Source organism: Mycobacterium sp. RTGN5, assembly GCF_033804465.1.
Classification (GTDB): Bacteria; Actinomycetota; Actinomycetes; order Mycobacteriales; family Mycobacteriaceae; genus Mycobacterium.
Genome location: NZ_JAPZLA010000003.1, coordinates 453,669 through 477,416 on the forward strand (window position 1 = coordinate 453,669; position 23,748 = coordinate 477,416).

Consider the following 23,748-nt stretch of genomic DNA (forward strand, 5'->3'; position numbering starts at 1 on the left):
GGCTGGCAAGGTAATTTGCTGATCGGGCAAAGGCTAAAGGATGTGCCGGCGTCTCGCCTCGGTGATCGATTCGCCGCGCTTGCCGACCCCGAGCTTGATGTAGATGCTCTTGAGGTACCACTTCACGGTGTTGATGGTGACCCCGAGGTTGCGGGCGATCTGCTTGTTGGACAGCCCACGTTCCAGCAGGCGGAGGATGTCGATTTCCCTTGCGTTGAGCGGCTCTTCGGGTAGCGCCGATCGATCTGCGACGCGGGCGATGACAGGAATCGCCGCGCTGCGCGCATCGGCGTGCGCGGTGGCGAGTAGGCGTGACAGATAGTTGGCCGGCACCTCGGAAAAGCCGGTGGGTTGCCGGCTGATCCGGCTGGCCTCGCGTAGCTGAGCCACCATTGTCAGTATCTCCGGGCCGGCATCGATAACCGTGCGGACCAGTCCGGCTCGAGCGGCCGTCACCAGGGTGGGCACCAGCACGTCGGACGCGGCCGCGGTATCTCCACTCAGGTAAAGCACTTTCGCCAGTTTGATGTTGGTGGCCGTTTCCCCGTAACGCCAGCCGACCGCTCTGCTTTCGTCCCGCATCGCCGTGAGGATGCGGCACGCGCTCTCGAAATCGTTGTTGGCTCGCAGGATTCGCGCTCGCATCCCGCGCTGGTAATAGCGCACGGCGAAGGCGATACCGTCCTGCCCCGTGGCGACGTCACTGGTGCTGCGAGCGAGCGCATCCTTGGCGCGGGCGATGTCGCCGACGGCGAGGTGCAGGCGCAAACTGTCGCTGTACAGGGCGGCCGACAGTCGGGGCATCGAAAGGTGTTGCGCGGTATAGATTCCCTCTTCGAGCAATGCCATGGCGTCGTCGATATCGCCCCGAAGCACCTTGATGCGGGCCAGCGTGCTGTAGGTGGCGATCATGAAATCGGCGACGCCGCTTTCCGCCCCCAGCTCGTGACACTCCTCCAAAAGGGTTTCCGCCGTGTCGATGTCGCCGTGCTCGTAGTGCACCCGGCCAAGGAGGGCACCGGCAAGGCGGGCGGCATGTGACTGCTGACCGGCCATGCGCTCGGCCACCGCCCTGGCCTCGGCGTAGCGACTCTCGGCGCTGATGAGATCGAGCCGGGCGAACGCGGCCAGCCCGGCAAAACACCGTCCATACACACCGGCGAACGGGCCGACGGCGGTTTCGTGAAACGGGGTGGCCCAGCGCTGGCGCGCTTCGGCTGCGTCGTAGGCGAAGTTGTGAATATCGACGAAGGTGCTGATGTTGGCCGACACTGCGACCAGGAACGGCCGGTGGCCGGAATTCTCCCCGAGGTAGGGCGCGACCAGATCCGCGGCCCGATCGATGCGGTCGCCGTAGACGTCGATGCATGCCTGCACCACGTTGGCCTCGCCGAGGACATCCGACGTCGCGCCCTCGGGTGCCGAGCCCAAGGCGGCGCGGGCCAGGTCGAGCGAGACCTGAGCCTGCGCACTGCGTTGCAACAGGCAGTTGGCCCAGGCGATCGCGATGTGCAGGTTCGGCCGGTCGGCCAGCAGGGGCTTGGGCAGCTTGTTCACCAACGCGAGCAAGGTGGCCATCCGGCTGTGCTCGACCAGCGACATGGCCTGGCGTTCTACCAGATCCACCGCCTCGCGCCCGTCGCCGGCGTTGAGCGCATGGGTGACGGCCTCGCTGTACAGCTCGTGATCGGCGAACCAGGCCGACGCGGCGCGATGCAGACCGACGATCCTCTCGCCATGATCGCGTTCCAGCCGCTGGCGCAGGTATCCGGCGAACAGGTGGTGGTAGCGAAACCATTCGCGGTTGTCGTCGAGTGGCCGCAGGAACAGGTCGCGCCGTTCGAGGTCTTCGAGGATCGCCTGGCCGCGGGGGCGGCCGCTGACGGCGGCGGCGAGCCCCCCGCACAGGCGCTCGCAGATCGAGGTGGTCAGCAGGAAATCGAGAAGATCCGGAGGCAGCGTGTCGAGGACGTTCTCGGCCAGGTAGTCACCGATGGAGTGATGACGCCCGGAGAAGTCGCGAATCAACGCCGACGGATCAGGGTTGTTGCGCAACGACAGGGTGGCCAACTGCAACGCGGCCACCCATCCCTCGGTGCTCGACCACAACGTGTGCACGTCGTCACCGTCGAGGTCCAGCGCGTTCAGCTCGAGCAGGAAGGCGGCCGACTCGTCCTGGTCGAAACGAAGCGCAGAGGCATCGATTTCGTAGACCTGCTTGCCGACTCTGAGTCGTCCGATCGCCGGTGCGCGCGTCCGGCTCGTCACGATCAGGTGCAGATTGTCGGGCCCGACGTCGAGAAGAAATTCCAATACTGCGGTGGCGCCTTGCCCATCGATGAGATGCCAGTCGTCCAGCACGATTGCCAGCGGCTGTCCGTATTCGGCACATTGATTGACCAACTCCGCCAGGACGTAGCGTTGCGCGTCCTCGGATTCCTGCTCCAGCAGCCCGCCCAGCCCGGCGCCGACGGTGGGTTCCACCCGGCGAACGGCCTCCACGAGATGGCCGAGGAACGAGCCGGTGGCGTTGTCGTCGCGGCCCAGCGTGATCCAGGCGACCGGCACACCTTCGGCGCTGAGCACCCGCTGCCATTGCGCAGCCAACGTCGTTTTGCCGAAACCTGCTGGGCCGTGGATCAATATCAGCCGCTTGGTGCTACCGGCTCGCAGCAGAGCGATGAGGCGTTCACGGGCGATCAGCCCGCCGTCCAAGGCCGGGGCCCGCAGCCTGGTCGACACGACCGGAGCGGGCTGCCTCCTTGGCTGCATCCGCCTAGCCTCCCCTTATCGGCTCTCGATCCGGCCGCCGTCCGCGTGCTGGTCTGGTTGATGATGTCAGATATCTAGTCTTAGCGAAGGCTCAACTAACCATCGAGGTGCTTTGCTGCGGTTCGGGTGGTCCGTGCGGGCAAAACGGGTGGCGACCCAGTCAAATGGCATTGCCGCAGTTAACTTGACCTCGTTGGGTTCCGCCGTCTGCGCGTAGATGGGCCGCCACCTCATCCCTAGGACGTCATGACCGACTTCACCGACGAGGCCATTGCAGGTAGGGGCCTTGTCGCAGCGTTCCAACAGGTCGTGTCGCTGCCGAATGAAGTCGTCGTGGGCTACGAGGCGCTGGCTCGGTGGCCCACGCTGGACAACCCCTCGCCGATCGACGTCTTCGACCGGGCCGCGAAGACCGGCCGCCTCGCTCACCTCGATGAGCTGTGCATTCGCGCCGCGACCCAGGGCGCCCTCCAGCGTAATTTCACGCCGGGTGCGCTGTTGCTGGTCAACTGCGAACCGGCGACTCCGGCCGTCGATCCGACCGTCGACCCTGATGTCATGCGCGCGGCCGACGCGTTTCAACTCACCTTCGAGATCACCGAACGTGGACTGCTGAACAACCCTCGGGCGTTGCTGCGCAAGGTGGCCGCGCTGCGATCGCTCGGGTTCGCGATCGCGTTGGACGACATTGGCTCCCATCCTGATTCGCTGGTCCTGCTCGACGTCGTCGCGCCCGACATCCTCAAGCTGGATATGGGCTTGGTTCAGCGCCAACCGGATCGGCTGCACGCCCGCACCGTCGCGGGGATCATCGCCCACCACGAGCGCACCGGCGCCGTCATCTGCGCCGAAGGCATCGAGACCGCCGAACATCTGGAACAGGCGCTGGCCTACGGTGCCACTCTCGGCCAGGGCAACTGGTTCGGCGCGCCAGGGCAGGTGACGAGCAGGGCGCAACCCTTCGAGTGGCCGGCACGGAGGACGCCTTGCCCGCCGGCCGCCCATCATTCGACATTCGAGCTGGCCATCGCGGGCCTCCCCACCCGGACCGTGCGCAAGCAGACCCTGACCGCTCTTTCCCGCCACATCGGCGGTATCGCCGCCACCGCTCAGAACGCTCCGATCGTGCTGGCCACCCTGCACCCCGACGAACACCTTGATCCGCAGACCGAACAGATGTACTCGGCCATCGCCGAGCGGTCGCCACTGGTGGCCGTGTTCGGTCAGAACCGGCCGAGCAGTCTTGGTTCCCGGGTTCGGGGTGTGTCTCTCGATCGAGACGATCCGCTGTTGCGCGAGTCGACGATTCTGGTGCTCGGACCCGAAACCGCCTGCGGGATGATCGCACGCGAGCGGCCCAGTGCCGCAGTGCATTCCGGCGACGCCGAGAAGCGGCGCTTCGACATGGTGATCACCTACGATCATCAGCGGGTCACCGCGGCGGCCCGCCCGCTACTCGACCGGCTGGTTTAGGCCGGTTTTGCCAACCTGTCGGTGGCCACGCCTAACGTCGACGGCATGAACTTCATTTCGACGCGCATCATCACCGCCGACGTCAAACGCCTCACCGAGTTCTACGAGTTGATCACCGGAGTCACCGCCGTCTGGGGCAACGAGTTGTTCGCCGAGATCCCCACGTCGATCGGCACACTGGCCATCGGCAGTGACAAGACGGTCCCGTTGTTCGGGGTCGGATCCGCCGAGCCGGCAGCCAACCGGAGTGCGATTCTGGAATTCATCGTCGAAGACGTGGACGCCGATTATCAGCGCCTGCGCGAGCATCTCGACGAGGTCGTGACCGAGCCGACGACCATGCCGTGGGGCAACCGCGCGCTGTTGTTTCGCGATCCGGACGGCAATCTGGTCAACCTGTTCACCCCGGTCACCGACGAGGCCCGGGCGAAATTCGGTGCCGCAGGGGCGCGCTAGTATCCGCGAATGCGTGGAACTCAGGTGTCCAGGGTGGTTGTCGGCATGGTCGCGGTCGCACTGATCACTGCGGGGTGTGAGGGTTCGGGCTCCACCGCTCAACACACCCCCACCAACGCACCGGCCGCCTCGACAGCGCCGCCCACCCAGCAGGCGGTCGCCTTCGGAACCCCGGTCGACATCGCCTCGGACGGCGGCACGGCGACCTATACCGTCGACAACCTGCGTCCGGTGCCACCCGACGCCCAGATCGTCAAGGCCAAGGGTGCCATGTATGCCGTCGACGTGACGATCGTCGCCAAGACCGGCGCGATCGCCTACAACGGCTTCTGGTTCGTGGCGCGGGCCGCCGACGGGTCGAACATCGCACCCGCGATCGGTGCGGTCCAGCCGGGCATCACCTCCGGACAGCTTCCGCAAGGCCAGCAGCTCGCCGCCCACGTCGCCTACGACGTGCCGCAGGGCAGGACGATCACCGCAGTCATGTTCCGCGATCCGAAAGGCAAACTGCTGGCGGTGTGGGCGACGGGGTAGCGGGCCCCGCCCGGCGTGCGGCATCCTGACAAGATGAAGCGGTCGATGGCGGCACTGATCGGGGTAGTCGCCGCGCCGCTCGCGTTCGCGTCGGTTGCCTCCGCAGACCCGGCCCAGTACACCATCGACCAACTGCAGGCGCAGGGCTATATCGTCGCGATCAATTGGGTCGACGGCAACACCGGCGCTCCGTTGTCGTCGTGTCGGGTAGTGGCCGTTCACAATCCGGACAGCTCTCCTGGTGAGTCGAGCTCCGCGACCACCGTCTATGTCGACTTGGCGTGCCCGCGCCAGCAGGCGCCCGTCGGCATCGGTGGCGGCTTCGGATTCTGAGGGCGCCGCCAATCAGTCTGCGATGACGTTGATTTCGTTGCCGAGCCGGTAGGTGTCGATCAGCGGCAGAACGTCCCCGCTCCAGAATCGCCCCGGGTCGAACCAGTTCTCGTTCTTCTCGGTGGTCAACAAACCCATCTCCTCGTAGGTGATGGCGACCGTCTCGGCGCAGTAGGCCGTCTGCAGCCCCAGTTCGCGCTCGGCGGCTTTGCGTCGCTCGGCGGATGCGCGAACCTTGTTGTGCACGAGGGGGATCCCGCGGGTGAAATCGCTGACCGTGGGGAGCCGGCCGCGCAGCCAACGCCCGGTCAGCCGCGCGGTCGACGGAAATGGGGTGCCGTCCATCCGGGCGATCACCTCCAGCAGCCGGTCCTCCTGTTCGCGGGTCACCTGCGGGGTGAGCTGGCGCAGCCAGCAGCGCTGGCCGTATTGGTGCAGCCATTGTTCGATGGCCTCGCGGGCGTCGTTGAGTTGCACCCCGCGGTGATTGGTGCCCGTCCACAGGTCCAGGAGTTTGTGGCCGAGCTCGGCGTGCCAGATCAATGGCGGTAGGTCGTCGATGGCCACCGTCATGCCGACGTGGTTGACGGGTGCGTTGGTCAGGGTCTGGATCGCCCGGTCGGGGCCGGAGCCGCCGCGGAAGAGCCAGACGTCACCGGTGCGGGTCTCGTTCAGCGCCTGTGTCAGCGACACGGTGTGCTCGGTCACCAGGGCAGCTTAGCCTTTGCACATCGCTCGACTGCCGGCGTGAAGTTGAATTAGGTTGTGTGCCTTGCAGCCGTGACGAATGGTGTCATCGGTTCCAGGGGCAGTACGTCATATAGGCGACGACCACGTAGTCGGCTGCACCATCCCAATCGAAGCCCGGATTGTCACTTCGAACGAGGTCGACAACGCGTGCGTGCGGAACGTGGAGGTTCAATTCTCGACATACGCCCTGCGCATAAAGGATTGTGTCGGAGGCGCTGGTGTAGGTGATTCCTATTTCGTCCAAACGATGCAGGAAGTCCTCGTCTTGCGGGGTGGCTGCGGCGGATGGGGCAAACCCGGTAGCAGCCAAAGCGCAGATCAGGGTGACCCCAGTGCCGATGAGGAACCGTGCGCGAGCTGCGTAGCGTGACATAACAATTCCTGTGCAGGCGACGAAGTCGCCGGTTCCTGGAGATGACTCCGTATCGAAAGAGAATAGACTCCGGAGCGAGTTCATCCGTCGAATTGGGCACTGATCTTGTTCGGCGAACAGCGTGCTGTCGGGTTGCCCCGATGAAGCAGGTCCTAAAGGGGCTGCTGAGACAGATCGCCCAAGTGGGTGGGCTGCCCAAATTCCGAAGCAGTCACGACGGTCGGGTAATAGGCTTACGCTTTCGTCAGTTTGCACCGGGGGACGTGCGATGGGCAGTGAATTCGAGACTGCGGGCGGCGTTGGAGATGGCGCCGCCCCCACGGTGCTATGTCCACAAGGCCACACCAATGCCTGGAACTACAAATTTTGCGCCCAGTGTGGGTCTCCAATCGGGGTAGTCGCCTGGCCGGATGATCATTCGGACGTCGAGATAGGCGTCCGGCCGAGTCGGCGCCGCATACTGGTGGTCACCGCCAGCTTGGTTGTCGTCGTAATGGCCGCGATCGCTGCAGTCGGTTATCTGGTGATCAGGTCGCCGTTCGACGGTCCGGCACCTGCGACTCGCGGTGGGTTCGGCGACGGCCCGCAGACCTTGGCGAGCATGATCCCGGCTTGCGGGCAGGCCCCTGTGGTCGAAGCCGAATCGGTCGATATGACTGCTGACGGGTTGACCGTCAGCGCGACGTTCATGACCCGCTGTGCAGGCGGCAACACCGAATCCGGGTCGCAAGTGCGGATAACGGTCGCCGCCGGCGAGCGAGATATCGCCGCAGGCTCGTTCGACTTCGCGTCGGCGCCGATGAAGATGGACCCGGGAGTGGCGGTTCGCCGTACGCTGGTGTTCCCTGCCGGATCATATTGGCGAACGACCGACATGTTCTCCGGGGCTCCGCAACTCGTGTTTCACGGTGGCGGACAGTCAAAGTCGAGCACATCGCCCTCAACCTCGGAGACGCTGACCGCGCTGTCGCCCGCCGAACCGGAGCACGGCAGCATTGACGGCGTTGCAAAAGCGGTCCTCAAGGAGTTGCGCGACGCCGACTACTCGTTCGTTTCGGGGAGTATCGCGAATCGTTGGATTCCTCAGATCAGTTCGAAGAAGGCGGGGATAGTCGTCGATGGAAAGACGTTGACAAGCGCTGATGTGCTTCGCAATCACTTGGATCTGCGTCGCAAGTACAGCGGGGCGCGGTTGTTGTCGTCGGGGCAATGGACGACGTTCAGCTCGCCTGATTGGTGGGTGACGGTGGCGGGCCCGCCGCAGCTCACGGCAACCGCCGCCAACGGCTGGTGCGACTCCGAGCGGTTTGGCGCCGACGACTGCTTCGCCAAGTTTGTGAGTTCAGTGTTCGCTGTGGATGGCACGACCCAGTATCGGAAGTAGCTGATACCGATGACGTTCTGCGTATTGTGCGGTGCCGCTCTTGAAAATCCTGTGCGCTGCGACTCCTGCGGTGCGGTCAAGGTGGATGGGACCTGGCAACACTCCGCTGGTGGGGTCGAATACTCGGCGGGAGCAACGATGAGTGGATGGCGTCCTGACCCGACCGGCCGCCATGAAGGTCGCTACTTTGTCGGCGGTCAGCCGACAGATTTGATCCGCGATGGCGGTGTTGAAGCACTCGATAAGGTCGGTAAGCAGCAGCTGGATCATCTTGGCAGCGAACTGGATTCGGAAACTGTTACGGAGTCGAAACGGAAGCTGAGCCGCGGCTGGATTGCGGTAGCGGCCGTTGCGATCGTTCTGGCGCTCGCGGGTGGCGGTGCTGCGGCATATTTGTATGTGAATCGCGATCGCACCACGGTTGACGACAGGTACCTCGCGACGTTGAGGCAAGATGGCTTTTCCGGCGAATTCAACTCCGATGCGAACGCCGTCGCCCACGGTAAGCAGGTCTGCCGAACGTTGGACGAGGGCAGCCCTCAGCAGGGTATGGCTGCCGACAAAGTTGCTGTGCAGTACTTCTGCCCGCAGTTCGCCCAGGGCTTCCATGTTCTGGAAACAGCAACGATTACGGGAAGTTTCGCGCTCAAGGACGATGCTAGGAACGCGTATTCGTCGGCGATCGAGGTCGACGGGTCGTCGTGCACTGGCAGGGGCGGGTATTCCGATGTCAGCGCGGGGACACCAGTGACGGTGAAAAACGGCAAGGGTGAGATTCTCGCGACGACCTATCTCGAGCCGGGTAAAGGCGGCCGGTACTTGTGCACGTTCGGCTTCACCTTCAAGGTGACCGAAGGTGAGGATCGATATGTGGTGTCCGTGGGCCGCAGAGGGGAACTGAGCTTCTCCTTCGACGACCTGAAGGCGCATGGCGTCGCGCTGGTGTTGGGGTAGACACTGTCGGACTTGGTCGGCAGTGTGGTCGAAGGCGTCGGTCCTAATCCACCTACGCCTTACTCTGATCGCATGCGCGGTATCTGGAAGTGGATCGGTCTGGCCGGTGCGGCGGGCGTCGTCGCCGGTGGTGTTCTCGTCGCGCGGGACCAGCGCCAGCGCAAGGCCTATACCCCCGACGATATTCGCGCCCGGCTGCACCAGCGGCGCGCCGAAGCCGCGCGGAGCTAGCTGGCCCAAGGGCTAGGCGGCCGCCGCATTGAGACAGTAACCAGAGCGACGATGTGCCCGAAATATCGCTCTCATTACTGTCTCAACGCAAAAATTCGGCCACCGCGTAGAGCCGGTGGGTGCCGCTGAATCCTTTGAGCTCAGCGTCGCGACCCTTGTCGAAGGGCTGCTGATCGCCCACCGCGGTGCGCACAGATTCGCTGACCAGGATCTCGCCGCCGTCGGCCTGGCTGGCGACCCGGGCGGCCATCGCCACATTGCGGCCGAACACGTCGTCGCCGCGCAGCACCGACTTACCCATGTGGATCCCGATTCGCACCCGAATACTGTTGTGCCGCGCCCGTTTTGCGTCGCGCTCCAATGCTCGTTGCAGCGCAACGGCACAGCTCACCGCGGCCGTGGGATCGGCGAAGGCCACCATGAACCCGTCGCCCTGGCTCTTGACGACATGGCCGTCGTGCGCTCTGACCAGCCGCCGGACCAGCCGGTCGTGGCTGCCGATGAGCTTGACCCACGCCCGGTCGCCGATGCGTTCGTTGAGCGCGGTGGACTCCTCGATATCGGAGAACATCACCACCAACTTGCCGTCGGGGGCCAGCCGGGCCAGGTCCGGTCGCTCGACGTCGGCCCAGTCGGCGAGTTCCTCGATCGAGGACCGCACAGCACCGCCGAAGCCCTGGCTGCGAACGAGGTTGGCGGTCTGCCACACGGTCTTGACCGCCTCGCGACCGCCCGACCACAGCATGGTGCGGGTGTCCAGGCGGGCTCGCATCTCGTCGGCCTCGCTCTGGCTGGCCAGCAGGCGCGCGCGCAGCACGACCAGCGCGATGGCCTCGGCCACGGCCAGTATCGCCAATATCGCCGCCGCAATCGTCCAACCCACTCTGCGCCGCCCTCCGGTCAGGAATCCTGAACTGATGATGCCCCCCTACTACGAGAGCAGATTCATCCGCGCCAATCACCCGGATCGCGCCCAGGCGATTTGGCTGCGCTGGACGCTGCTGATGCCGGTGCCGGGCGAGGCGGTGGCCGACGTGTGGGTGATGCTGTTCGACCCCGACGGCGCCGGCAATCGCGCCATCAAGGTGCCGCATCCGATGACTGAGGCCGACTACTTGTCCGACCCATGGTCGGCCAGGATCGCCGACACCGTGATCGACGACGCAGGCGCCCGGGGAACGCTCGACGGCGCCGGCTGGGACCTGGCCATCGCACCCGGCGACGAACCGGTGGTCAAGCTGCTGACCGACCGCTCGTATACGGCGAAGTTCCCCACCGCCAAGACCCAGGTGCGCCATCCGTTGGCTCGCTTCGACGGCACCCTCGTGCTCGACGACACCACCGTCGCTGTCGAGTCGTGGCGGGGGAGCGTCAACCACAACTGGGGCAGCAAGCACACCCCGGCCTACGCCTTCGGCCAGGTGTGCGGATTCGACGACCAGCCGAACTCCAGCCTTGAAGTGGTGACCGCTCGCGCCGCCGTCGGACCGCTGCGGCTACCGGCGGCGACCTTGTTCGTGCTGCGCCATGCCGGGTGGGAGATCGCCGTGCGCTCGGTGCTGGCCACCCGGCACACCCGAGGGACCTACGAACCGTTCCGCTGGACGTTCGGCGGGCGCGCCGACGACTTCGAGCTGCGCGGCGAAATCAGTGCCGAACCGCGCGACGTCATCGGGCTGACCTACACCGACACCAACGGGAAAACCAAGTACTGTTACAACTCCGCGCTGGCGAACTGCCGAATCACCTTGTCCGGCAACGGTCTTGATGCCGAACTTACCGCGTCACGGCGGGCAATGTTCGAAATACTGACCGACGAGCGGCTAGACAGCGTGCCGGTGCTGTTGTAGCGGGTGCGCGGACAGGTAGCCGGTAGTACTTCACATCGAGTAGTCGATCACTCTAGGGCCGCCACTGCGGCGCCCTGATCCTGACTCTTATGGTCGCTATCCACGAAACGGTTGACGTCAGCGCGCTGCCCTTGGCGCCCAAGAATCCGATGTCGTATCGCGAGACGATGCGCGCCCTGCGCAATTTCCATACGGGGTTCGAACAGCTACGCGATGCGGGTGGGCCGGTGAGCCGCCTGGAGTTCGGTCCGCGATGGCTGGTTCCGCCGATGGTGGTGGTGACCTCTCCTCGCGGCGGTCGCGACATGATCGGGCGAAGCGACGCCTTTGTGGACAAGGCCAGCGTTCATCTGGAAGTGCGTAAGCTGTTGGGCGGCAACCTGTTCACCCTTCCCCATAGCGAGTGGCTACCCCGGCGGCGCAGCCTTCAGCACGTCTTCACCAAGAAGCACGTCCTTGAGTTCGGTGGCCACATGGCCGAAGCCGCCCAAACGATTTGCGACAGCTGGGGCGACGGCGCGCAGATCGACCTGGACAATGAGTGCCGGCTCCTCACACTTCGAGCACTGGGCCGTTCGATCTTGGGACTCGACCTCGACGCCTGCAGCGACCAGATCGCGCAACCGCTGCAGATCGCGCTGTCCTATGTGGCCGATCGGGCCATGCGCCCGATCCGGGCGCCGGGCTGGCTGCCGACGCCCGCGCGCCGGCGTGCCCGAAATGCCAGCAAGGCCCTGCACCGGCTGGCCCGCGACATCTTGGTGGCCTGCCGGCGTGACCCGAACCGGGACGCACCGCTGGTCCGGGCGTTGATGAACGCGGTCGACCCGGACACCGGGCGGTCGTTGTCGGACGACGAGATCTGCGACGAACTGATCGTGTTCATGCTGGCCGGTCACGACACCACCGCGACGACGCTGACCTACGCACTGTGGCAGCTGGGCCAGCATCGCCATCTCCAAGACCGGGTGCGCGCCGAGGTTCACGCACTGGGCCCGGCCGGCCCGAGCCCCGAGGACGTGCCCGCGCTCACCTACACCACGCAGGTGCTCCATGAAGCCCTCCGGCTGTGCCCGCCGGGTGCGGTGATCTCGCGGGCCGCGGTGCGCGATATCGAAGTCGACGGCTACCGCGTGGAGGCGGGATCGCTCCTGGGGTTCGGAGTCTGGGCGGTGCAACGCGATCCGGCGTTGTGGCCCGACCCGTTGACGTTCGACCCGGAGCGGTTCCGCCCGGACCGGGCTAAGCAGATCGAGCGCTATCAATACCTGCCGTTCGGCGCGGGGCCGAGATCCTGCATCGGTGACCACTTCGCCATGCTGGAGGTCACCTTGGCATTGGCCACCATCATCGGACGCTGCGAAATCGGCTCGCTCACCGACGATTTTCCGGTCGCCGTGCCGTTCACCGTCGTGGCGGCCGAGCCGGTGCGGGCCATCGTGGTGAAACGTTGAGCGAATCCAGTGGTTCGGCGCTGACGGCTGCGTAAACTTCGGCCGTGGGGGAGAGTCGGGCCTGGCCCGTCCTGAGGCGGGGTAAGGAACTTGCCGCGATCCAGGCGACGCTGCAACGTCGACCCGGTACGTGCGGCACGTTGCTCCTCGGCGACGCCGGCGTCGGCAAGACCACCCTGGCCCGGATGGCCACCCAGTCGTTGCGCACCGGCGCCATGTGGGTGGCCGGCACCGAGTCTGCCCGTGAGGTGCCGCTGGGGGTGTTCGCCCACCTGCTCGGCAGCCCGATGCCGGCCGACCCGGTGGCGATGCTGGCCGGCGCATTTCACACCGTGCGCCGCGAGAAGCTCGCGGTGATCGGGATCGATGACGTCCACCTCGTCGACCACCTGTCGGCGACCCTGCTGCATCAGCTCGCCGTCGAGGGGTCAGTGCACATCGTCGCGACCGCCCGCAGCGGTGAGCCGATCCCCGACACGATCACCGCACTGTGGAAAGACGGCTACCTGGCCCGACTGGACGTCGCCCCGTTCACCAAGCAGGAGGCGGTCGAACTCGTCGAGACCGCGCTCGGCGGCCACCTCGAACAACTGTCGGCCGACCTGATGTGGGAGGCCTCCAGCGGCAACGCGCTGTTCGTCCGCCACCTCGTCGAAGGCGCGCTGGAAGCCGGCACCCTGCGGCGGGTCAACGACGTCTGGCAGCTGCGGGGTGAGGCCGCCGTCGCCGCGAAACTGGCCCCGCTACTCAGCAGCAGGCTCGACCGGTTGCCCGACGACGAAAAGCGCGCTCTGCACCTGCTCGCGGTCTCGGAGCCGTCGACGTTGGCGGTCATGTCCGAACTCGTCAGGTCCGAGACGCTGGAGCGTGCCGAGCGGCGCGGCATGATTCGCATCGTCGACGACACCGGGACCGCCGACGTGCATTTCACGCATTCCGTTATCGGCGAGGTCATTCGGCGCAACCTCGGCCAAGTCGCGAGTCGGCGGCTGCGCACGGAACTGTTGGCCGCGATGGAACTGCACCCGCCGCAGGCTCCAGCTCAACGGCTGCGCAGGGCCGAGCTCTCCCTGCACGCCGATACCAAGGTCGACGCCGAATTCCTCTCGCGGGCAGCCGAAGACGCGATCGCGCTGATGAACATCACGCTGGCCGAGCGGCTGGCCCGCGTCGCCGTCACTCAGGGTGGCGGCCTGGTGGCCAGCGAACTGCTCGCACGGACCCTGCTGTGGCAGGGCAGGGCACCGGAGTCCGAGGAGATTCTGGCGTCGTTCAACCCCGACTCCCTCTCCGAGTTCGAGCTTGCCCGCTGGGGCATTTCGCGAATTGCCAACCTGCAGTGGTCGATCGGGGACAGCGAGGCGGCGGCTGAGATCCTCGAGATGCTCCAACGGCGGGTCACCCAGCCGAGGTTGCGGCTGGTTGTCGACGGCCTCGCGGCCGCGCTGCTGGTGCTCGACAACCACCTCGAAGAGGCCAGTGCGCTCGCCGAGCAGGTGCTGGCGGATCCGACCGCACCGCCGATCGCCGTGGGATGGGCCGTCTTCGGTGGCGGCATGGCCGCCGCGTTGAAGGGATGCACCGCCGACGCGGCGCGGATGGCGGCCCGGGGGCACGAGGTCAACGACAAGATCGACGGCCTGCTGCGATTCCTGTTGGCCTTGGGGGAAGTCCGGGCGCTGACGCTGGCAGGCGATTTCGATGCGGCACAGGCCCGGTCGGGTGACATCGTCCGCATCACCTCGCCCAGTCAGTACCGCGCCCGCGCGATGGCCAACGTCCTGGCCGGCACCGTCGAAATGGGCCGCGGACAACTGCGCGTGGCGATGGGACGGCTGGAAGAGACCCTGGCCGCGCTCGACGGAGAAGCGGCCGCGTCCTGGAATCTGCCTGCCAGATTGCTTCTGGTGCAGTGCTATTGCGGACTCGGCGACGACGCGGCGGCCGCCCCGCTGGTGGCCGAACTGCGCGAACTTGTCAGCCGCGGCGCGACGATGTTCGAACCGCCCGTGCGGATCGCCGAGGCGTGGCTGGCGGCGGCCATGGGTCACCTCAGCGGTGCGATCATCGCCGCCATCGACGCCGCCGATCTCGCCGCCGCGTCGGGACAATGTGCGATCGAGCTGATGGCGTTGCATGCCGCCGCGCGCTTCGGCGACAAGAGTTGCCTGCCGCGCTTGGTCGAGGTGGCATCGGTGATCGGCGGACCGCTGGCGGCGGTGGATGCGGCACACGCCATCGGTCTGATGAACAGTGATGGGGCAGCGGTGTTTTCGGCATCGCAGGAGTTCGAGCGGATCGGTGCCCTACTCTCGGCGGCTGACGCCGCGGCACAGGCGGCCGCGCTGTTCGAGGCTGCCGGGCAGCGGCGGAACTCCCTGGAGGCCGCGGCCGCAGCCGACCGCCTGGGCACCGCCTGTGGCGGACTGAAAACCCCTGCGCTGAGCGCCACTTCGCAGCCGCTGCCGTTGAGCCCGCGCGAGCGCGAGATCGCCCACCTGGTGGCCCGCGGGTTGTCCAACCGCGAGATCGCCGCGCGGCTTGTCGTATCGACGCGCACGGTCGAGGGCCACCTCTACCGGATGTACCTCAAGCTCAACCTGACCGATCGCGACGACCTGGGCCGGATCATCCGTCGCGAGGATCACGACCCGCCTGATTGACTCTTGGCATGACCATCCTCGTCGTCGGCAGACTCGAACCGTCACTGGAACAACAACTGACCGCCGCGCACACCCCACTGCGGCTACCTGTCGAGGCGGCGGAAGCCCAGGCTGTCACGGTGATCGTGTGCGGCGGGCGCCCCGGCGTCGATGCCGCCCTGATGGACGCGCTGCCACAACTGGGCGCCATCGTGAACTTCGGCGCCGGTGTCGACGCCATCGACGTCGACGCGGCACGTGATCGGGGGATCGGGGTGAGTAACACCCCCGACGTGCTCAGCGACACCGTCGCCGACACGGCACTGGGTCTGATCCTCGACACCATGCGGGGATTCGCCGCCGCCGACCGGTACGTGCGCGCCGGGCGCTGGGCAACCAACGGCCCGTTCCCCTACACCCGTGATCTCACCGGGAGCCGGGTCGGCATCCTGGGGCTGGGCCGAATCGGCTCGGCGATCGCCACCCGCTTGCTCGGATTCGACTGTGCCATCGCCTATCACAACCGCAATGAGATCCCCGGCAGCCCGTACCGCTACGCCGCTTCGCCCGTGGTGCTGGCCGCGTCCGTCGATGTCCTGGTGGTCGCCACCGCGGGTGGACCGGACTCTGCCCACCTGGTGGACCGCGAGGTTCTGGAGGCGCTCGGTCCGCAGGGTTATCTGGTCAACATCGCCCGCGGCAGCGTCGTCGACCAGGACGCCCTGATCGAGTTGCTCGCCGCGGGCGGGCTGGCCGGCGCCGGATTGGACGTCTACACCGGAGAACCTCAGGTTCCCGCCGAATTGTTGGCTCTCGACACCGTCGTGCTGCTGCCGCACGTCGGCAGCGCGACCGCCCGAACCCGAACGGCCATGGCAACTTTGGCGATGCGCAACCTGGAGGAGTTCCTGACCAGCGGTCAGCTCGTCACGCCGGTTTAGCGGGTGACGAACGAGACGACGGCCTCGGTGAAGGCGTCATTGTCGTCGCCGGCAGCGGTATGGCCGGCGTCGGCGAGTTCGACGAATTCCGCGCGCGGCACCTTGGTCAGGAAGTCCTGGACCCCTTCGGCGCTGACGACGTCGGATAGCTTGCCGCGGATGAGCAGGATCGGGATGGTCAGGTCGATGGCGGCCTGCTCGAGGCGCTCGACCCGAACGAACGGATCGTCATCGGGGGCGGTGAGGAACGCCGGATCCCAATGCCAGAACCAGCGGCCGTCGCGCTCTCGCAGGTTCTTCTTGAGCCCGTCGAGGTTCTTCGGCCGCTTGCGCTGCGGCAGGTACTCGGAGATGGCGTCGGCGGCTTCCTGGAGGTTCTCGAAACCGTGCACGTGGCTGAACATGAAGTCCCGGATCCGGGCACTGCCGCCCTTCTCGAAACGGGGCACCACATCGACCAGGACCAGCTTGGTCACTTTCTCCGGTCCGGCCTGCTCGGCCACCAGGATGCTGGTCAGCCCGCCCATACTGGCTCCGATCAGAACGACCGGCCGGCCGATCTGCTCGAGCACCTGCAGCACGTCGGTGGACAGCGCGTCGACGGTGTACTCGGCGTTCGGGGCCCGGTCGCTGTCGCCGTGCCCGCGGGCGTCCAGCGCGATCACGTGGAAACCACGGTCGGCCAGCACCTGCCCGGTGTTCTTCCAGGAGAACCGATTCTGGCCGCCGCCGTGCAGCATGAGGATCGTCGGCCGGTCGGCGATCTCGGGTGCGCCGCGGTTCCATTCGTCGGCCACCAGCGTGAGGTTTTTGTCTCCCCGGAACTCGACGGTCTGCGAACCGCTCTTCGTGCTGCTCACGGGCATCCTCTCGGCCGAACCTGAACAGCACGTTACCCAGAGGTGTTCGCGATGAGTTTCGGCACCCCGACCGGTCAACCCCATCGGTGACTTTTGCAGCCCGAATAGAGGAGACCCCCGTGCCCACCATCACTCCGTCGCTGTGGTTCGACGACGATCTCGAGGAGGCGATGCGGTTCTACACCGGCATCTTCCCCAATTCGTCGATCGAATACGTCAACCGCTACACCGAGGCCGGCCCCGGCACCCCCGGCGAGGTGCTGTCGGCCGGGTTCAACCTCAACGGCACCCGATTCGTCGGCATCAACGGCGGCCCGGTCTTCTCGTTCACCGAGGCCGTCTCGTTTCTCATCGAGTGCGCTGACCAGGCCGAGGTGGACTATTACTGGGACGCTCTGCTGGCCGGCGGCCAGGAATCCCAGTGCGGCTGGCTCAAGGACCGCTTCGGCCTGAGCTGGCAGGTGGTGCCCACCCGGCTCTACGAGCTGCTGTCCGACCCCGATGCGGCCCGGGCGGCCGCCGCGACCACCGCAATGCTCGGGATGCGCAAAATCGTCATCGCCGATCTGGAGGCCGCCGCAGCGCACCCGTGACGGCGCTCACAGCGCCTACCGGTAGCCTTTCGCCCCAGTACGGGTGATTCGGCCCGTAGTGCCGTAGAGGGAGAACAATGGCTGACGAGCCTGCCGCGCCTGAGGACGAGGCCGCCACGCCAGAAGAGGTCGAGGCGACCACGCAGGCCGAAGAGCTCGGCGAGCCGGCGGCGACGCCGGCGCCCAAGCCCGGGTGGACCCACGTTCAGCTGGCGCTGGTCGTCGGGACGGTTATCGTCGTCGCCCTCGCCGCGCTGGCCGGGTGGCTGGGGTACCGCGCCTATGACGCCAAGAAGACCGATCAACTGCGCGAGCTCTTCGTCAGCGTCGGCAGGCAGGGCGCGATCAACCTGACCACCATCCACTTCGACGAGGCCGACAAGGATGTGCAACGCATCCTCGACTCGGCCACCGATTCGTTCTACGACGATTTCGCCAAGCGGTCCCAGCCGTTCATCGAGGTGGTCAAGCAGGCACAGTCGAAGTCCGACGGCCAGGTGACCGAGGCCGGGCTCGAGTCGATGACGCCGAACGACGGTCAAGTGCTGGTGGCCGTCACTGTCACGACCTCAAACGCCGGTGCACCCAACCAGCCACCCCGCGCCTGGCGGATGCGGTTGACGGTCAAGAAGACCGGTAACGACGAAGCGAAGGTCTCGAAAGTGGAGTTCGTGCCGTGACGACTGACAACCCCGATCTTCCCGATCCCGAAGTGGTCGAGGCGGAGACCACCGCCGTCGAACTCACCGACGACCCCGCGGAGACCCCGGCTGAAACCGCGGCTCCAGCCGCGCCTAAGCGCTTCAGCGTTGCCGGTGCGGTGGCGTTCGGACTCCTGCCGATCCTCGCGTTGCTGCTCGGCGCGGGCGCCGGATACCTGAAGTGGGAAAACTCGTCGCGGCGGGACGCCGACCGGGCCCGTACCGAATCGGTGCAGGTCGCCAAGGACTCGACCGTCGCGCTGTTGAGCTACAAGGCCGAGACCGTCGACAAGGATCTCGGCGCCGCGCGTGACCGGCTCACCGGCACCTTCCTGGACGCCTACACCGAGCTGATCAACAACGTCGTCATCCCCGGTGCCAAGGAAAAGAAGATCTCGGCGGTGGCCCAGATCCCCGCCGCCGCATCGGTGTCGGCCAAGACCGACCACGCCGTGGTGCTGCTGTTCGTGAACCAGACCGTCGTAATGGGCAACGACGCGCCCACCAACACCGCGTCCAGCGTGCGGGTCACTCTGGACAAGGTCGGCGACCGTTGGCTCATCTCGGGGTTCGACCCGGTCTAGCGAACGGGGGTTCGACGATGGAGCCACGCTGGATTGACGTCTCTGCGCCGACGGTACAGCTGCGCGCACTGAGCTGGGGACCCGACGACGGCCCGATTGCCTTGTGCCTGCACGGTTTTCCCGACACCGCCTATGGATTCCGGAAACTGGCGCCGCACCTGGTGGCCGCCGGCTACCGGGTCATCGCCCCGTTCATGCGCGGCTATGTGCCCTCATCGATCCCCACCGATGGCAGCTACCACATCGGGGCGGTGATGGCCGACGCGCTGCAGGTGCGCGCCGCGTGTGACCCCACCGACGCCGATATCGTCATCGGCCACGACTGGGGTGCCATCGCCGCCACCGGCCTGGCGGCGATGCCGGGCAGCCCGTTCGTGAAGGCCGTCGTCATGTCGGTGCCGCCCTCGGCGGCGTTGCGGCCGCGGGTCGGCAAGCCGCTGGCCAACCGGGGCCGCCTGCTGCGATTGCTGCCGAGGCAGTTCCTACGCAGTTGGTACATCAGCTACTTCCAGCTGCCTGTGCTGCCGGAGCGCTCAGGGTCCTGGATCGTTCCGCTGTTGTGGCGGCGCTGGTCGCCCGGCTACAACGCCACCGACGACCTGCGCCACGTCGACGCCGCCATCGGGTCCCCGGACCGGTGGCGCGCCGCGCTGGGCACCTACCGGGCGACCATCCGCAACACCCGCCCGCCTGCGCGGTATGCCGAACTGCACCCGCTGTGGCTCGAGCCGCCGCGGCTACCGACCTTGTATCTGCACGGCAGCGACGACGGTTGTATGACACCGGAATTCACGGCGTGGGTGGGTGATGTCCTGCCGCCGGGAAGCGATGTGGCGATCGTCGAGCGCGCCGGGCATTTCCTGCAGCTCGAACAGCCCGACGTGGTGGGCAAGCGGATCGTCGACTTCTTGTCGACTACTTCTTCTTGAGGCTCGGGTGGCTGCGGGCCAGCAGCGGTAGCAGCAGCCGCTTCGGGGTCAGCTGGTAGACCACGGTGGCGGCGTGGTTGAGCCGCCCCGGTACGACGACGGCCCGGTCCGCGGCCAATCCGTCCACGGCCGCTTTGGCGACATCTTCGGCCGACACCCACAGCGGCTTGGGCAACGCGGCCTCGGCGTCGGCGTCGGAGATCCCGGCGGCCTCGCCGAACCCGGTCTTGACCGGACCCGGGCACAGTGCGGTGGCCGTGACGCCGCTGGGCTTGAGTTCTTCGCGCATCGCGTAGGTGTAGGACAGCACGAAGGCCTTGGCTGCGCCGTAGACGGCCTGGCCTGGTAGCGGTCCGAAGGCCCCCAACGAGGCGACGTTGAGCACGGCGCCGCGCCTGCGGCTCACCATGCCGGGCGTGAACCGGGTACACAGGTCGACCACCGCGGCGACGTCGACCTCCACCACGTTCAACTCCGCGCCGGGATCGGCTGCGGCCACCGGGCCGGTCGTGGACAGTCCGGCGTTGTTGACCAGGATGTCGACCTCGAGGCCGAGTGCGGCCACCCGGTCGGGGAGTGTGGCCCGGTCTTCCGGCTTCGAAAGATCAGCTCCGACAACCGAACTGGGGCCTTTGAGTTCTTCGGCCAGTGCGGTGAGTTGTTCGGTGCGCCGGGCCACCAGGACGACATGATGGCCGCGGGCGGAGAGTTGCCTGGCGATCTCAGCCCCGATGCCTGATGAGGCTCCGGTGATGAGGGCAGCGCGGTTGGGACCAGGAGGCGGCAGCACGGTGCCAGCCTAGAGTGTCGACATGGTTGCCAGCAGAGCGATGACCGCGATTGACGCGCAGATGTTCTGGTTGTCGGCCGTGATTCCCAACGACCAGCTGGTGGTGTACGCCTTCGACGGCTCGCCCGGCGACCTGGATGCTGCCGTCGCACAGCTGCGGCGGCGGGCGCAGGCGTGCGACGAACTGCGCCTGCGGGTGGTCGACTCCGGCGGGTGGCGCTACCCGCGCTGGAGTCCCCGTGAGGTCGGCGCCGAGCAGTTCGTCGTCCACGATGCCGGGGGAGTGGACTGGCAGGGCTGCTTGGTTACCGCGGCGGCGCTCCGCGACGACCCGCTCGATCTTCGCGAAATGACCTGGCGCGTACACATTTTCCCGAAGGTTCTGGGAGTGCCCGGATGCAGCGGAGTCGGCTCGGTGGTGGTGCTGCAGACCGGCCACGCGTTCGCCGACGGTAGCCGCGGCACTGCTCTGGCCGGCGCGTTGCTGGGCCGCGAACAGCCCGTGCCGGTACCTGTTGCGGCCCGGCGCGGGATCCTGCCGGTCCGTGGTGTGGCTGCCGCCCGGGCGCACCGCAAGCTGGTGCGCGACACCGAGTCGGGGCTGGTGCCGCCGCCCGCCCCGGGTTGCCCGTTGCTCAGCATCAACCAGCGGCCCCGTGCCACGCCGGTGGTGCGGACGCTGGTGCTGCGGCGCGATCAGCTTGCCCGACCTACGGTGACGATCGGGGTGCTGGTCGCGGTCTCCGACGCACTCGCGGGGTATCTGGCCGCACGCGGCGAGGACACGTCGACGCTGGGTGTCGAGGTCACCATGGCCGGGCAACAGGATCCCGGCGCGCACAACAACTTTCGCAATGTGGGGATCGGGTTATATCCCGATGTGGACCGGACGCGGCGGGCCGAACTGATCAGTGCTGACCTGGCCGCCCAGCGCCGCCGGGGCGAGCACCCGGCGATGCGGGCGTCGGCCGAGGCCTCCGCGGCCATTCCCGCTCCGATGTTGCGCTGGGGTGTGCGGCAGTTCGATCCCGATGCGCGGGGTGCGACCGTCACCGGCAATACCGTGGTGTCCAGTGTGAACCGCGGACCGGCGGATCTGTCGTTCGGCGGATTCCCGGTTCTGCTCGCCGTCGGGTTCTCGGGGCTCTCGCCGATGATGAGCCTGACCCACGGTGTGCACGGGCTCGGCGACATCATCACGATCAGCGTGAACGCCGATCCGGAGAACGTCGACGTCGATGACTATTGGCAGCGCCTCGTCGCGGCGCTGTCGGGCTGAACATTTACTGTCGGTCGTGTGAAGGCCAGTTGACGCCGGGTATCCCGGATTGCCCGTACTGGTAAGTCATGTGCCATGGCAGATTTGACCGTGGTGCGGTGGCTTCAAGCGGGTGCGGTGGCGGCCGGCGTCGGTGCGGCGATGCTGGCGGTGCCGGCGATCGCGTCGGCCGACGGCGGCGGGTCACCGTCGTCGACCGCGACGTCGGCGCGCGGCGCGACGCATCGACCGGCGGTGCACCCACGCAGCACTCGGGCCACGGTGCGACCGGTGGCGGCCCGCCAACAGGCGGCCGCAGCACGGCCAGCGGCATCTCGACGCCCTGCCCGCGTGGTCAGCGCCGCGGCAGACGACCCGAGCACCGCCACCGAAATCGTCACCGGCCTGTTCCGCGAAATCCTGCGGGCCGACCCCACCGCCGAGCAGTTGGAGCGCTTCACCGCCCTGTTCGACGCCAAGGGGCAGGGGGCCGTGGTGAACCGTCTCTACGCGTCGACGGCTTTCCGCGAGCAGCAAGTCGGCAGCTACTACCTCGAGCTGCTCGGGCGCGCCCCCACGGCAAGGGAATTGGCGATCGGGACCATGGAACTGCGGATGGGCGTTCCCGAGCCACTGGTGGTGGCGCAGCTCGCAAGCACCAAGGAGTTCTACCGGGAAAGCGGCGGCACCGCCGACAGCTACGTTCAGCTGCTCTACCGCAGCATCCTGGGTACGCCCACCGACGCCGCACAGGCGGCGATCTACGTCCAGCGGCTGCAGTCGGGCCAGCCTACTCAGATGGTGGCCGTGCAGTTCATCAAGGCAGCCGCCTTCCGGTCGGTCAAGGTGCAGGAGATCGTTCAGGTGGTGCTCGGCCGGGACGCCACCGCCGACGAGGTCGCGTACTACGTCAACAACTGGATCAAAGATGGCGGGCTGGCCGGCACCGCGAAGAAAATTCTGAACAGCACCGAGAACACCGAACGCATGACGACCGACGGTGTGCCGCTGCCCGACATGGTTGCCGTCCACCAGCTCCAGCAGATCCTGATTGCCGCCTACAACGAGGATCCGGATGGCTTCGTCAATCTGTTCAACACCTATCTCAAGACCGACCCGGTCACCGGGCAGCAGTGCGAACAAACTTGCAACACACCGCTTTTGAACTTGATCACCACGGGCGGATCCACCAGGGGAATTCCGAACCAGGCCGTCACCGTGACCCCGATCACCGCGGCGGTGACCAGCCTGATCCCGTCGCAGAACGAGATCGACGCGCAGAAGGCGCTGGAAGATCCGCTGCAGGACCCCGACCTGCTCGAGGACTACCTGGCCGGGGGCACCGTTCTGGCCAAGAGCGTCATCCTGACTGCCGACAACGGGCTGTACATCGTCGACGGCCACCACCGCTGGGGCGGCCTCTACGTCATCAATCCCTACGCGCAGCTCAGCTCGATCGACCTCGGTTATGTCCCGAACGCGCAGGAGGCGCTCAAGGAGACCCAGGTCGCGATCGTCGCCGAGCAGGGCTACCTCAGCGCGGAAACCGTCACCGGCGACAACCTCTACACGATGAGTAAGGACGACTTCGACGACATCGTGGAAGACCTGATCGACAGCGGCGACGACAAAGACAAGATCATGAAGGTCTTCAAGAAGGAAAAGGACCTGACGAGCATGTCGGAGATCCAGGATTACCTGTGGGCCAACGTGCTTCGGATGCGCCAGTTCAACCAGCCGATCGAGGGCGCCACCAGCCGGGGCTACATGCCGCAGCCGCCCAACAGCGACTACCAGCCGCTGATGCACTGGATGGAAGGTGGCGCGCTGAGCTACACCAATCCGGTGATCGGCTACGTCGGCTAGGCATCTGCACAGCTCGGGGG

The 23,748-nt window shown here is 66.6% G+C and carries 23 protein-coding genes; 17 read left to right on the forward strand and 6 right to left on the reverse strand.

All coding sequences use genetic code 11. From position 1 onward, the window contains the following. Nucleotides 1-33: 33 nt before the first annotated feature. Complete coding sequence (locus SLQ31_RS19160; RefSeq protein ID WP_319435581.1) at nt 34-2,772, reverse strand: LuxR C-terminal-related transcriptional regulator; 2,739 nt, start codon at nt 2,770-2,772, stop codon at nt 34-36. A gap of 246 nt (nt 2,773-3,018) precedes the next feature. Between SLQ31_RS19160 and SLQ31_RS19165 the strand changes: the two genes are divergently transcribed. From SLQ31_RS19165 to SLQ31_RS19180, 4 genes are read left to right on the forward strand one after another with little or no spacing between them, the layout of a single operon-like run. Next, nucleotides 3,019-4,245: an EAL domain-containing protein gene (locus SLQ31_RS19165; RefSeq protein ID WP_319435582.1), complete on the forward strand. Its 1,227-nt coding sequence runs from the start codon at nt 3,019-3,021 to the stop codon at nt 4,243-4,245. 45 nt (nt 4,246-4,290) lie between these two features. Next, nucleotides 4,291-4,701, forward strand: coding sequence for a VOC family protein (locus SLQ31_RS19170; RefSeq protein ID WP_319435583.1), 411 nt, complete (start codon nt 4,291-4,293; stop codon nt 4,699-4,701). 9 nt (nt 4,702-4,710) lie between these two features. Beyond that, a complete protein-coding gene (locus tag SLQ31_RS19175) occupies nt 4,711-5,235 on the forward strand; it encodes a DUF1942 domain-containing protein (RefSeq protein WP_319435584.1) in 525 nt (174 codons plus the stop codon). Between the two features lie 33 nt (nt 5,236-5,268). Then, nucleotides 5,269-5,568: a hypothetical protein gene (locus SLQ31_RS19180; RefSeq protein ID WP_319435585.1), complete on the forward strand. Its 300-nt coding sequence runs from the start codon at nt 5,269-5,271 to the stop codon at nt 5,566-5,568. A 12-nt stretch (nt 5,569-5,580) separates the two neighbouring features. Here SLQ31_RS19180 and SLQ31_RS19185 read toward each other — a convergent pair whose 3' ends face one another. After that, entirely contained in the window at nt 5,581-6,261 is a 681-nt protein-coding gene (locus SLQ31_RS19185; RefSeq protein ID WP_319435826.1) for a guanylate cyclase, read from the reverse strand. A gap of 100 nt (nt 6,262-6,361) precedes the next feature. Then, a complete protein-coding gene (locus SLQ31_RS19190) occupies nt 6,362-6,691 on the reverse strand; it encodes a DUF732 domain-containing protein (RefSeq protein ID WP_319435586.1) in 330 nt (109 codons plus the stop codon). 493 nt (nt 6,692-7,184) lie between these two features. Between SLQ31_RS19190 and SLQ31_RS19195 the strand changes: the two genes are divergently transcribed. The 3 genes from SLQ31_RS19195 to SLQ31_RS19205 all read left to right on the forward strand — a co-directional run bounded on the left by SLQ31_RS19195 (nt 7,185) and on the right by SLQ31_RS19205 (nt 9,260). Then, complete coding sequence (locus SLQ31_RS19195) at nt 7,185-8,075, forward strand: hypothetical protein (RefSeq protein ID WP_319435587.1); 891 nt, start codon at nt 7,185-7,187, stop codon at nt 8,073-8,075. A 9-nt stretch (nt 8,076-8,084) separates the two neighbouring features. Next, nucleotides 8,085-9,029: a DUF732 domain-containing protein gene (locus tag SLQ31_RS19200; RefSeq protein ID WP_319435588.1), complete on the forward strand. Its 945-nt coding sequence runs from the start codon at nt 8,085-8,087 to the stop codon at nt 9,027-9,029. A 72-nt stretch (nt 9,030-9,101) separates the two neighbouring features. Continuing rightward, nucleotides 9,102-9,260 carry a hypothetical protein gene (locus SLQ31_RS19205; protein ID WP_319435589.1) on the forward strand — a complete coding sequence of 53 codons (159 nt, stop codon included), beginning with the start codon at nt 9,102-9,104 and terminating at the stop codon, nt 9,258-9,260. A gap of 82 nt (nt 9,261-9,342) precedes the next feature. Here SLQ31_RS19205 and SLQ31_RS19210 read toward each other — a convergent pair whose 3' ends face one another. After that, nucleotides 9,343-10,143, reverse strand: a complete 801-nt coding sequence (locus tag SLQ31_RS19210) for an adenylate/guanylate cyclase domain-containing protein (protein WP_319435590.1) — start codon at nt 10,141-10,143, stop codon at nt 9,343-9,345. A 34-nt stretch (nt 10,144-10,177) separates the two neighbouring features. Between SLQ31_RS19210 and SLQ31_RS19215 the strand changes: the two genes are divergently transcribed. The 4 genes from SLQ31_RS19215 (at nt 10,178) to SLQ31_RS19230 (ending at nt 16,147) form a co-directional block, all read left to right on the forward strand. Beyond that, nucleotides 10,178-11,110 (forward strand): hypothetical protein, encoded by a 933-nt coding sequence (locus SLQ31_RS19215; RefSeq protein ID WP_319435591.1) that lies wholly within the window; start codon nt 10,178-10,180, stop codon nt 11,108-11,110. 89 nt (nt 11,111-11,199) lie between these two features. After that, on the forward strand, nt 11,200-12,564 hold the full coding sequence (locus SLQ31_RS19220; protein WP_319435592.1) for a cytochrome P450: 1,365 nt from the start codon (nt 11,200-11,202) through the stop codon (nt 12,562-12,564). 44 nt (nt 12,565-12,608) lie between these two features. Continuing rightward, a complete protein-coding gene (locus tag SLQ31_RS19225; protein WP_319435593.1) occupies nt 12,609-15,227 on the forward strand; it encodes a helix-turn-helix transcriptional regulator in 2,619 nt (872 codons plus the stop codon). Nucleotides 15,228-15,235: 8 nt separating this feature from the next. After that, nucleotides 15,236-16,147, forward strand: coding sequence for a 2-hydroxyacid dehydrogenase (locus tag SLQ31_RS19230; protein ID WP_319435594.1), 912 nt, complete (start codon nt 15,236-15,238; stop codon nt 16,145-16,147). Here the strand turns inward: SLQ31_RS19230 and SLQ31_RS19235 are convergent. Then, nucleotides 16,144-17,007 (reverse strand): alpha/beta hydrolase, encoded by an 864-nt coding sequence (locus tag SLQ31_RS19235; protein ID WP_319435595.1) that lies wholly within the window; start codon nt 17,005-17,007, stop codon nt 16,144-16,146. The two genes, SLQ31_RS19230 and SLQ31_RS19235, sit on opposite strands and share 4 nt — an antisense overlap. A 119-nt stretch (nt 17,008-17,126) precedes the next feature. Between SLQ31_RS19235 and SLQ31_RS19240 the strand changes: the two genes are divergently transcribed. The 4 genes from SLQ31_RS19240 (at nt 17,127) to SLQ31_RS19255 (ending at nt 19,814) form a co-directional block, all read left to right on the forward strand. Then, entirely contained in the window at nt 17,127-17,600 is a 474-nt protein-coding gene (locus tag SLQ31_RS19240) for a VOC family protein (RefSeq protein ID WP_319435596.1), read from the forward strand. Nucleotides 17,601-17,677: 77 nt separating this feature from the next. Further along, on the forward strand, nt 17,678-18,280 hold the full coding sequence (locus tag SLQ31_RS19245) for an Mce protein (protein WP_319435597.1): 603 nt from the start codon (nt 17,678-17,680) through the stop codon (nt 18,278-18,280). Beyond that, nucleotides 18,277-18,885, forward strand: coding sequence for a hypothetical protein (locus SLQ31_RS19250; RefSeq protein WP_319435598.1), 609 nt, complete (start codon nt 18,277-18,279; stop codon nt 18,883-18,885). The genes SLQ31_RS19245 and SLQ31_RS19250 overlap by 4 nt, the downstream gene beginning before the upstream one ends. Before the next feature lie 17 nt (nt 18,886-18,902). Then, the gene (locus SLQ31_RS19255; protein WP_319435599.1) at nt 18,903-19,814 is read left to right on the forward strand and encodes an alpha/beta hydrolase; all 912 of its coding nucleotides are present in this window, start codon (nt 18,903-18,905) and stop codon (nt 19,812-19,814) included. Here SLQ31_RS19255 and SLQ31_RS19260 read toward each other — a convergent pair. Next, the gene (locus SLQ31_RS19260; RefSeq protein WP_319435600.1) at nt 19,801-20,604 is read right to left on the reverse strand and encodes an SDR family oxidoreductase; all 804 of its coding nucleotides are present in this window, start codon (nt 20,602-20,604) and stop codon (nt 19,801-19,803) included. The genes SLQ31_RS19255 and SLQ31_RS19260 overlap by 14 nt on opposite strands. Before the next feature lie 22 nt (nt 20,605-20,626). Here SLQ31_RS19260 and SLQ31_RS19265 point away from each other — a divergent pair, with 22 nt between their 5' ends. Then, the gene (locus SLQ31_RS19265) at nt 20,627-21,883 is read left to right on the forward strand and encodes a DUF1298 domain-containing protein (RefSeq protein ID WP_319435601.1); all 1,257 of its coding nucleotides are present in this window, start codon (nt 20,627-20,629) and stop codon (nt 21,881-21,883) included. Between the two features lie 75 nt (nt 21,884-21,958). Beyond that, nucleotides 21,959-23,728 carry a hypothetical protein gene (locus SLQ31_RS19270; protein WP_319435602.1) on the forward strand — a complete coding sequence of 590 codons (1,770 nt, stop codon included), beginning with the start codon at nt 21,959-21,961 and terminating at the stop codon, nt 23,726-23,728. Nucleotides 23,729-23,748: the final 20 nt, after the last annotated feature.

Excerpts from the sequence above, each read along its gene's own strand:
- SLQ31_RS19230 (WP_319435594.1), top strand. The coding sequence starts at position 15,236 with ATGACCATCCTCGTCGTCGGCAGACTCGAACCGTCACTGGAACAACAA.
- SLQ31_RS19175 (WP_319435584.1), top strand. The coding sequence starts at position 4,711 with ATGCGTGGAACTCAGGTGTCCAGGGTGGTTGTCGGCATGGTCGCGGTC.
- SLQ31_RS19195 (WP_319435587.1), top strand. The coding sequence starts at position 7,185 with ATGGCCGCGATCGCTGCAGTCGGTTATCTGGTGATCAGGTCGCCGTTC.
- SLQ31_RS19180 (WP_319435585.1), top strand. The coding sequence starts at position 5,269 with ATGAAGCGGTCGATGGCGGCACTGATCGGGGTAGTCGCCGCGCCGCTC.
- SLQ31_RS19245 (WP_319435597.1), top strand. The coding sequence starts at position 17,678 with ATGGCTGACGAGCCTGCCGCGCCTGAGGACGAGGCCGCCACGCCAGAA.
- SLQ31_RS19265 (WP_319435601.1), top strand. The coding sequence starts at position 20,627 with ATGGTTGCCAGCAGAGCGATGACCGCGATTGACGCGCAGATGTTCTGG.
- SLQ31_RS19190 (WP_319435586.1), bottom strand. The coding sequence starts at position 6,691 with ATGTCACGCTACGCAGCTCGCGCACGGTTCCTCATCGGCACTGGGGTC.
- SLQ31_RS19255 (WP_319435599.1), top strand. The coding sequence starts at position 18,903 with ATGGAGCCACGCTGGATTGACGTCTCTGCGCCGACGGTACAGCTGCGC.
- SLQ31_RS19165 (WP_319435582.1), top strand. The coding sequence starts at position 3,019 with ATGACCGACTTCACCGACGAGGCCATTGCAGGTAGGGGCCTTGTCGCA.
- SLQ31_RS19220 (WP_319435592.1), top strand. The coding sequence starts at position 11,200 with ATGGTCGCTATCCACGAAACGGTTGACGTCAGCGCGCTGCCCTTGGCG.
- SLQ31_RS19160 (WP_319435581.1), bottom strand. The coding sequence starts at position 2,772 with ATGCAGCCAAGGAGGCAGCCCGCTCCGGTCGTGTCGACCAGGCTGCGG.
- SLQ31_RS19205 (WP_319435589.1), top strand. The coding sequence starts at position 9,102 with ATGCGCGGTATCTGGAAGTGGATCGGTCTGGCCGGTGCGGCGGGCGTC.
- SLQ31_RS19215 (WP_319435591.1), top strand. The coding sequence starts at position 10,178 with ATGATGCCCCCCTACTACGAGAGCAGATTCATCCGCGCCAATCACCCG.
- SLQ31_RS19170 (WP_319435583.1), top strand. The coding sequence starts at position 4,291 with ATGAACTTCATTTCGACGCGCATCATCACCGCCGACGTCAAACGCCTC.
- SLQ31_RS19270 (WP_319435602.1), top strand. The coding sequence starts at position 21,959 with ATGGCAGATTTGACCGTGGTGCGGTGGCTTCAAGCGGGTGCGGTGGCG.
- SLQ31_RS19200 (WP_319435588.1), top strand. The coding sequence starts at position 8,085 with ATGACGTTCTGCGTATTGTGCGGTGCCGCTCTTGAAAATCCTGTGCGC.